This window comes from Streptomyces sp. SID3343 (genome assembly GCF_009865215.1).
Classification (GTDB): Bacteria; Actinomycetota; Actinomycetes; order Streptomycetales; family Streptomycetaceae; genus Embleya.
Genome location: NZ_WWJX01000225.1, coordinates 1 through 5,283, shown reverse-complemented (window position 1 = coordinate 5,283; position 5,283 = coordinate 1). Strand labels below are relative to the sequence as shown.

General features: G+C 71.3%; 6 protein-coding genes. 2 read left to right on the top strand and 4 right to left on the bottom strand.

Annotation, left to right across the window (positions count from 1 at the left end; all coding sequences use genetic code 11):
- Window positions 1-595, top strand: a 595-nt coding sequence (locus GT354_RS53640) for a CGNR zinc finger domain-containing protein (protein ID WP_237534502.1), incomplete at its 5' end; no start/stop codon positions are given.
- 277 nt (window positions 596-872) lie between these two features.
- Here the strand turns inward: GT354_RS53640 and GT354_RS08250 are convergent.
- The 4 genes from GT354_RS08250 to GT354_RS08235 form a co-directional block, all read right to left on the bottom strand.
- Window positions 873-1,352, bottom strand: a complete 480-nt coding sequence (locus tag GT354_RS08250) for an SRPBCC domain-containing protein (protein WP_346011926.1) — start codon at window positions 1,350-1,352, stop codon at window positions 873-875.
- Between the two features lie 258 nt (window positions 1,353-1,610).
- Window positions 1,611-2,030 (bottom strand): VOC family protein, encoded by a 420-nt coding sequence (locus GT354_RS08245; RefSeq protein ID WP_161355603.1) that lies wholly within the window; start codon window positions 2,028-2,030, stop codon window positions 1,611-1,613.
- 171 nt (window positions 2,031-2,201) lie between these two features.
- Window positions 2,202-2,864 carry a response regulator transcription factor gene (locus GT354_RS08240; RefSeq protein WP_161355602.1) on the bottom strand — a complete coding sequence of 221 codons (663 nt, stop codon included), beginning with the start codon at window positions 2,862-2,864 and terminating at the stop codon, window positions 2,202-2,204.
- Window positions 2,839-4,011, bottom strand: coding sequence for a sensor histidine kinase (locus tag GT354_RS08235; RefSeq protein ID WP_161355601.1), 1,173 nt, complete (start codon window positions 4,009-4,011; stop codon window positions 2,839-2,841). Before GT354_RS08235 ends, GT354_RS08240 begins: the two co-directional genes overlap by 26 nt.
- Window positions 4,012-4,169: 158 nt before the next feature.
- Between GT354_RS08235 and GT354_RS08230 the strand changes: the two genes are divergently transcribed.
- Window positions 4,170-5,283, top strand: a 1,114-nt coding sequence (locus tag GT354_RS08230) for an MMPL family transporter (RefSeq protein WP_237534501.1), incomplete at its 3' end; no start/stop codon positions are given.

The following is a 5,283-nucleotide window of genomic DNA, read 5'->3' as shown; positions in this document are numbered from 1 at the left end:
ATGGACCACACGCCATTCGGTACAGACCGCCGTTCGGCGCACCGCCGCGCTCGTCAACGCCCTGACAATCGAGACCGACGCGGTTACCGAACCCAACACGAACAAAACCCGCGATCCCGACCGGGCCTGCCAGGCCCCGACACCGGACGCGATCGCCGAAATCCTGCGCGCACACGGCGAGATCGACCCCCTCGACCTGTCCACGGCCGACGTCGCCGACATGCGCGACGTCGCCCTACTCCTGCGCGAGGTCTTCGCCGCCGACCACGTCGACGAGGCCGCTGCCCGGCTGAACGGCCTCCTGCACCGCAGCGGCGGCGGCCTGCGCCTGACCTCGCACGACGGCAGCACCCCGTGGCACCCGCACCTGGACGTCGACGACGACGCGCCGTGGGCCGCGTGGTTCCTGGCCTCGTCGTGCCTGGCGATGACCGTACTGATCTGGGACCACCAGCGTCCGCCCGGCGGTGTCTGCGCTTCGACGAGCTGCCGAAACGTCTACCTCACCCAGGGCAGCGGCCCGCCCCGCCGCTACTGTTCCCGCCGCTGCGCCACCCGCGAACGGGTGGCGGCCCACCGCCGCGCACAGGCGTGAACAAACGACGGCCGGGCCGAGTGGTCGCGGCCCCCGCATACGAAGGCGCCCGAGGATGCTTCGCGAGGCGACGCAGACAACCGGCCGGAAGTCCCCGCCACCGAAGGGGTGATCGGGACCCGTCCGCAACAATCAGCGGCAACTCGCCCGTCCCCGCCGCCGTCCCCCAACCCCGGCGCCCTCCGCCCCTGACCTCCCCGACCTTCCCGACCGCCCGACTCCGACCGCCCCGACTCCGACCTGCGCCCCCTACGTCCCGCACCGCCTCCCGTACGACTCAGCCGATCGACGTGGTCCGCACGTCGAGTTGTTCGAGGACCAGCGGCCAAGCGTCCTCGGTCCGGCTGCATGCTTCGTCGTTGGGGAACCCCGCGTGGGTGAGTGTGAGGTGCGTACCGCCGCCCTGCCGAGGCGCGAGTTCGACGGTGACCACCGTTTCGGCACCTTCGGTGCCTCCCGCGCCCGTGACCCACGTGAGTGAAACGAGCCGATCCGGCTCCAGGCGCAGGAACCTCCCGTAGTGCGGGTGTCGCTGCACCGGCCCGTCCGGTTCGGGCGCGTACTCGGTCTCGAAGAAGAACGGCGTGTTCGCCTCGGCCGTCATCAGCACCGAGCCGGGTGCGGCGAACCACAGATCGAACTGCTCGGTCCACGCCCGATAGAGCACGCCGGGCGCCGCACCCATCATGCGCTCGACCGTCAACCGGAACGGCCTCGACGCCAGATCCGGAATCCGGAACGGTCCACGAGACACCACCGAGCACCACCTCATCTCACCGCCGGAACGTGTCCCTCCCATCCGACCACGCCCGCCCCCGACGAACACGTAGGACACTCGAACGCACCGCAGCCCGAACGCCCACTCGAACACTCGAACACTCGTTCGGCAGCCAGGCCGACGCGGACCGACTGCCACCCGCTCGGGCCGAACCGACCTGACCCAGTCCGCCCCGAACCCATCCCAGCCGAGCCGAACCGAGCCGACCCAAGCCAAGCCAAGCCAAGTCAATCCAGTTCATCTCCCAGCGACGAAGATGCAAAAGGGGTGCCCGGAAGGATCCGCGAACACGTACAACGGTTCGTCGACATCGTCGTGCTCGTCGAGCAGCAACTGCGCTCCGAGCGCCGACGCGCGGTCGCGCTGCGCGTACAGATCGGCTGTGCTGGGGACGGAGAGGTCCAAGTGCATCTGCATCGGGACGTCATGCCGGGGCCACGTCGTACGCGGCAGACGCTCGACCCGTTGAAAGGCAAGCTTGTTCGCTCCGCCCACGTCACGCAGGACGAGCCAGTCGGGCTCATCGGGTGCCCCGTCCTCAGGAGGCGCGTCGCCGGGGCGGTACGACATTCCGAGCAGTAGACGGTAGAACTCCGCGAGCTTTCTCGGCTCGGTGGTGTCCAGAACGGTCTGCACAAGCTGCGGGTGATCGACCATGAACGTACATCTGCCCACCCGAACCCGACGCGAACGCTCGTCCTTCCACCACCTCTGCCCTACCGGGGACACCCGGAACGAATACCGAAACCCGTCCACGTGGAGCCGACGTGAGCCGACCGGTGCACTGAGGTCCGGGCGGGGACTCATGGGACATGGCCGGCACCCGGCTCAGGTTCCGGGGAGGATACGGCGCGTTTCGTAGGCCCACATCGCGATCTCGACCCGGTTTCGGGCGCCGAGTTTGGCCATCAGGCCGGCCAGATGCGTCTTCACCGTGCTGAGGCTGATGTGCAGTGCATCGGCGATCTCGGTGTTGGTCAGCCCGCGAGCGACGGCGAGGAGCACCTGCTCCTCGCGGGCGGTGACGGGGGAGACCGGCTGGGCCACGGGCCGGCAGGCGGGCAGGTCCGCGAATGTCTGGAGCAGACGCACGGTGACGCTGGGCGCAATGAGCGCCTCACCGCCGGACGCCGACCGGACGGCCTGGGCCAGCAGGTCCGGTCCCGTGTCCTTGAGGAGGAATCCGCGGGCGCCGGCACGCAGCGCGCCGTAGACGTACTCGTCGAGGTCGAAAGTGGTGATGACGACCACGGCCGGCGGGTCGGCGACGCCCGGGCCGGCGACCGACCGGGTGGCCTCGAGGCCGTCGATCACGGGCATGCGGATGTCGAACAGGCAGACGTCGGGGCGCAGTTCGCGGGCCAGACGTACCGCTTCCCGTCCGTCGGCGGCCTCGCCGACCACCTCGATGTCGGGCTGGGCGTTCAGCATGATCCGCAGCCCGGTGCGGATGATGGCCTGGCCGTCAGCGACGAGGACGCGGATGGGCACCGCTCTCGGTCCTCCCTCTCGGCAGCTCGGCCTCGACCTGCCAGCCCTGTTCGGTGCCGGGGCCGGCTTGTAGCTTGCCGCCGAGCAGGGCAGCGCGCTCGCGCAGTCCGGCAAGTCCGTATCCGGCACGGCCTCGGCCGGTGCGGTGGCCGTTGTCGCGCACGCTCACCCGTACCGTGCGCCGTTCCGCGGTGACCCGCACGACGACCTCGGTCGCGTTGACCGCATGGCGCATGGCGTTGGTCACCGACTCCTGCACAATACGGTAGACGGCCGCGTCCAAGGCCGGGGGCAGCGTGTCCAGTTCGCCGTCGAGCCCCAGGTCGACCCTGAGGCGACCGCCCGGGTTGCGCACCAGGCGCTCCAGATCCGCGACACCGGCAGGCGGCGCCAGCTCGGCGCCGGCCCCGCGGTTGCGCAGCGCGGTGACCATGGCTCGCATTTCCTCCAGCGTGCGCGCCCCTTCCTCCTCGACCCCCTCCAGCGCCTCGACGGCGGCGGACGGGTCGGTGCCCGCGAGCACCCGGCCCGCCTGGGCGCGGATCACGATGGCCGAAACGTGGTGGGCCACCGTGTCGTGCAGTTCCCGGGCGAGCTGCTCACGCTCGCGAGAGCGCAGCTGCTCCGACCGCCGCTCGCGACCGGCCACCCGGAACCGCACGGCAGCCCCGATCAAGCCGGGCAGCAACAGGAAGACAAAGCCCCCGACCTGTTCGACGGCCGGCGTTTCGTCCGTGACGGCACACAGCGCGAAGGCCGTGAGGATCACCGCGCTGCCCAGCACGATCTCCCGTCCCGATCCCCACCGGGGCAGCGCGTACACCAGCACGAGCACGACCGCGGCGGTGTTCGGGCCGACGGGCTCGCGCAGTGCGGCGACCAGCGAGGCGAGCTGGAGCAGGATCACCGAGCCGAACGCCAGCGTGACCATTGCCAGTGGGCGAGTCCGGCGCCACAGGGACAGCAGGCACAGCCATACGACGAACACCACCGCCACCGGCCGCCACACGACGTTCTCGCGCAGGGTTGCCTCCAGCACCACACCGCCCAGGCCCGCGGCGAGCAGCATCCAGTCCCGCCGCACCCGGGCGGGAGCGTCGGGCGGCCGGGGTTGGGTCCACAGGGTTCGCAGGTCTTCTCGCAGCACGGTTCTCAGCCTCGGGGTCCGCGCCGCGCCGCACATCGGCCGAAAGTACGGGGCGTCGCTCCGCCCTTCGGCCGACGGATCCGCGGCCCGCGGGCCGATGCCGCAGAGCGCCGTGGCGACGAACCTCGGCATCGGCGGCCGTACAAGGACGGCCGCCGATGTGGTTGGAGGAACCGATGCTCTCGAAAGCCCTGTTGCGCTTGGGCACAAGCGCCGCCCGCCATCCCTGGCGGGTGATCGCGGCATGGCTGATCGCCGCCACGCTTGCCGTCCTCGCCGCGATCACCATCGGCGGGCGGACCGCGGACTCGATGACCGCCCCGGGACTGGACTCCCAACGGGCCGCGCAACTGATCGAGCGGGCCGGCACCGGCCAGGAGGGGATGACCGCCCAAGTGGTCGTCACCCCCCTCGACGGCGGTGCGACGTTCTTCGACCGCGGCAGCGCGCGCACCGCTCTCACCCGGCTGCAGAGCGAGGTGCAGCGGGTGCCGCACGTGCTCGGCACGAGCGACCCGGCGGGGGCACTCGACGCGGGCGGGGACACCGCCGCGCGCGGCGGCCTTGTCTCGGCCGACGGGCGGATCGCGGTCGTCCGGGTGCAGTACCCCGACCAGAGCCGGCTGTCGGCCGAAGACCTCGACGCCCTCGTCGATCTCGGCGACCGGCTGCGCGCCGAACTGCCCCTGCGCATCGAGATGGGCGGGAACCTCTTCTACGCCTTCTCCGACCCCGACGGCGGCACCAGCGAGCTGATCGGCATCCTCGCCGCGGCAGCGATCCTGTTCCTGGCGTTCGGTTCGCTCGTCGCCGCCGCGCTGCCGATCGGCATGGCGGTCTTCGGGCTGACCGTCGGGGTTGCCGCGATGACGGTACTGGCGGGGGTGACGGACGTCCCGACGTTTGCCCCTGTCCTGGGCAGCATGGTCGGGCTCGGAGTGGGCATCGACTACGCGCTGTTCGTGCTCGCCAGGCACCGGGAGTACCTCGCGCGCGGGCTCGATCCCCGCGAGGCGGCGGGGCGAGCGGTGGCCACTGCGGGCAGGCCCGTGGTCTTCGCCGGCGGCACCGTCGTCGTATCGATCCTCGGCATGGCGGTCGCGAACGTACCGTTCATGACGGTGGGCGGGTTCGCCGTCTCGATCGTCGTCCTGACCATGGTGCTCGCGTCGGTGACGCTGCTGCCGGCCTTCCTCGGCGCCGCCGGCCCACGCCTGGCCCGGACCGGCCTGATCGGCCGGGCTCTGCGGACCGGGAAGCCGGGCCGACTCG

Coding starts and splice junctions, on each gene's coding strand:
- GT354_RS08245 (WP_161355603.1), bottom strand. CDS start 2,030: ATGGTCGATCACCCGCAGCTTGTGCAGACCGTTCTGGACACCACCGAG.